This window comes from Rhodococcus sp. R1101 (assembly GCF_000278445.1).
Classification (GTDB): Bacteria; Actinomycetota; Actinomycetes; order Mycobacteriales; family Mycobacteriaceae; genus Rhodococcus; species Rhodococcus gordoniae.
The window spans coordinates 1-3,321 of sequence record NZ_AJVB01000429.1; the positions used below are offsets into that span (position 1 = coordinate 1).

Consider the following 3,321-nt stretch of genomic DNA (forward strand, 5'->3'; position numbering starts at 1 on the left):
AGTCGAGGTCGTGACCGCCCTCGCCCCAGCCGCGCCGGTCGTACTCGGTGATGACGGTGCGCAGCACCTCGGTGCCGTCGGGCCGTTCGACCCAGTCCTGGGTGCGCCGGATCGGGAGCTGCCAGCACACGTCGGGCTTCATCTCGAGCGGTTCGATGCCGCGTCGCAACGCCATGGTGTGGAGGGCGCATCCCTGGCCGCCCTCGAATCCGGGGCGGTTGAGGAAGATGCACGCGCCCTTGTACCGGCGGGTGCGCAGGGCGGGCTCGTCGTCGATCTCGTCCTCTTCGAGATAGCCCTTCTTGCCCAGGCCCTTGTCCATGAACTGCCAATCGGCCGGCGTGAGGTGTTTCACTGCCTTCGCGAGCTTCGTGCGGTCGTCGTCGTCGGACAGGAATGCGCCGTGCGAACAGCACCCGTCGTCGGGCCGGTCGGCGATGATGCCTTGGCACGCCGGGGTGCCGAACACGCAGGTCCACCGCGAGAGCAACCATGTCATGTCTGCGGCGATGACGTGTTCGTCGTTGTCGGGGTCGATGAACTCCACCCATTCCCGAGGGAAGTCGAGAGGGACTTCGGGGGCCGGGTCGAGTTTGTGTGGGGCATGGGACATACCTGCTGTCACAGGTCCCGACGGTAGACCCAGTACCGTGTTGATGTGCGCTTAGGGGTACTCGACGTCGGAAGCAACACCGTCCACCTGTTGGTGGTGGACGCCCATCGTGGTGGGCACCCCACGCCGATGAGTTCGACGAAGGCCACCCTGCGGCTGTCCGAGAACACGGACGACAACGGAGACATCACCACCAGGGGCGCCGACCGGCTCGTCGAGACCACCGCCGAGTTCGCCAGCATCGCCCGCACGTCGGGATGCGGGGAACTCATGGCGTTCGCCACGTCCGCGGTGCGCGACGCCGGGAACTCCGAGGCGGTCCTCCAACGCGTGCGCCGGGAAGCCGGGGTGTCGCTGGACGTGCTCTCCGGTGAGGACGAGGCCCGGCTGACATTCCTGGCGGTGCGTCGCTGGTACGGCTGGAGCGCCGGAAACATCCTCGACCTCGACATCGGGGGTGGCTCGCTCGAGCTCACGTTCGGCGGCGACGAAGATCCCGAGATCGCCTACTCCCTCCAGCTCGGTGCCGGGCGACTCACACGCGACTGGTTCCGTGAGGACCCGCCCGGGAAGCGCCGGATATCGGCTCTGCGCGACTGGCTCGACGCGGAACTCGCCGAACCGGCGAAGATTCTGAGCAGCGCGGGCGACCCGGATCTGTGCGTGGGCACGTCCAAGACCTTCCGGACCCTGGCGCGCCTGACGGGCGCGGCTCCTTCGTCGGCGGGCCTGCGGGTACAACGGACTCTGACGGCGAGCGGACTGCGTCAGCTCATCGCCTTCATCTCGCGAATGACCACGGCCGACCGGGCAGAACTCGAAGGGGTCAGTTCCGACCGATCCGAGCAGCTCGTCGCCGGCGCCCTCGTCGCGGAGGCGAGTATGCGTGCCCTCGGAGTGGAAACGCTGCAGATCTGCCCCTGGGCGTTGCGCGAAGGCCTGATTCTTCGGAAGCTCGATACGGATATGGGTGGCGAACTGGTGGTGGCAACCGGATGAGCGAGAATCGCAGCAACGACACGGGCCAGATCTCCGTGGCCGAGCTGTTGGCGCGTAACGGCCAGAAGGTGGGAACGCGGGCCGGGGGACGACGCCGACGAGGTGCGAGCGGCGGCATCTCGGTCGCCGAATTGACGGGTGAGATCCCGATCACGCGTGCAGCCGACGACAAGACTGCCGAGCAGACGGATCCGGTCGCTCCCCCCGAGACGGAGACCCGCGAACCGGCGACACCGGTGGACCGCACGGCCGAGACGCCGAAGACGGCGACCTTCGCGCTGTCCGATGTCGAGAAGACCACCGTGACGCCGCGGGTCGCTGCCGAATCGAAGACGGCTCCCGCGAAGACGCCTCCGGTGAAGGCTGGCGCGAAGACGCCTCCGGTGAAGGCTGCCGCGAAGACGCCTCCGGTGAAGGCTGCCGCGAAGACGCCTCCGGTGAAGGCTGCCGCGAAGACGCCTCCGGTGAAGGCTCCCGCGAAGACGCCTCCCGTGAAGACCGGATCGACGACACCTCCGGCCGAGACACCGCCCTCCCCCGAGGCGAATGCGCCCGCATCGAAGGCGTCCGTGTCGGCTCCGCCGAAGATCGAGTCGCCGACCGAGATCATTCGTCCCGAAGCGCTTCCGCGCCGCGCGCGGGCGCACCTCGGCGCGGTTGCCGCAACGGGTGCGCAGCCCGGTGAGGCGGTGCCCGACAAGAAGTCCGAGAAGGCGAGTGCGCCGGCGGTATCGGCGCGCAAGGCCGATGTCGCGGAACCGCGACTGCTGTCCGGTCCTGCGAGCGACCTGCAGGGCACGGGCTCCGACCTCGACGACTCGACCGACACCATCGGTGCTGCGGCCGGGACCTCCGATGCGCCTGCGGAGAAGGCATCGCCGGCGACGCGTTCGCGGAAGTCCCGAGGCACGGGATCGTCGGCCGCCGCGGCCGACGACTCGGCACGGAAGAGTTCCGGCGACGCGGATCACGGCAGCAGCCTCAAGCAGTGGGCGTTGCTGATCGTTGAGAGCGTCGCGGCGATCGTCGCGGGTGGGTTGCTGTTCAAGGGCTTCGAGCGTCTGTGGGATCTCATGCCCTGGGTCGCCTTCGCGCTCGCCCTGCTGGTGATCGTCGGCCTGGTCGCGCTCGTGCGCGTCCTGCGGCGCACCGACGACATCACGAGCCAGCTCATCGCACTCGCCGTGGGAGCCTTCGTGTCCTTCGGGCCGCTCCTGTTCCTGCTTCCCGGCGGGTGAGCCGATGCCGACCGCGCAGGGAATCCGGGTAGGGCTGTCCACCGCTTCGGTCTACCCGGAGAACACCGAAGCGGCGTTCCGGTTCGCGGCCGACCTCGGCTTCGACGGGGTCGAGCTGATGGTATGGGCGGAACCGGTGAGCCAGGACCCCACCTCGGTGGAGCGTCTCGTCCGCGAGTACGGGGTGCCGGTGCTCGCCGTGCACGTGCCGTGCCTGCTGATCTCGCAGCGCGTGTGGGGAGCGGATCCCGCCGCCAAGCTCGACCGTTCGGTGCGTGTCGCAGAGATCCTCGGGGCGGAGACCGTGGTGGTCCATCCACCCTTCCGGTGGCAGCGCCGCTATGCGGAGGGCTTCTCCGATCAGGTCGCGGCGCTGGAGGCCGACAGTCGCGTGGCGGTCGCGGTCGAGAACATGTATCCCATGAGGGCCGACGTCGTCTTCGGTGGTCGTGATCGCGGCGCCGAACGTCT

4 protein-coding genes are annotated in these 3,321 nt (G+C 68.7%); 3 read left to right on the forward strand and 1 reads right to left on the reverse strand.

Annotated features, from left to right (window positions below; genetic code table 11):
• A partial coding sequence (locus tag R1101_RS0119230) for a hypothetical protein (RefSeq protein ID WP_037224170.1) occupies positions 1–613 on the reverse strand: 613 nt, incomplete at its 3' end.
• Between the two features lie 45 nt (positions 614–658).
• Here R1101_RS0119230 and R1101_RS0119235 point away from each other — a divergent pair.
• The 3 genes from R1101_RS0119235 to R1101_RS0119245 all read left to right on the forward strand — a co-directional run.
• Positions 659–1,612, forward strand: coding sequence for a Ppx/GppA phosphatase family protein (locus tag R1101_RS0119235; protein WP_081494135.1), 954 nt, complete (start codon positions 659–661; stop codon positions 1,610–1,612).
• Complete coding sequence (locus R1101_RS0119240; RefSeq protein ID WP_016934957.1) at positions 1,609–2,850, forward strand: hypothetical protein; 1,242 nt, start codon at positions 1,609–1,611, stop codon at positions 2,848–2,850. The genes R1101_RS0119235 and R1101_RS0119240 overlap by 4 nt, the downstream gene beginning before the upstream one ends.
• A gap of 4 nt (positions 2,851–2,854) precedes the next feature.
• A partial coding sequence (locus R1101_RS0119245) for a sugar phosphate isomerase/epimerase family protein (RefSeq protein ID WP_016934958.1) occupies positions 2,855–3,321 on the forward strand: 467 nt, incomplete at its 3' end.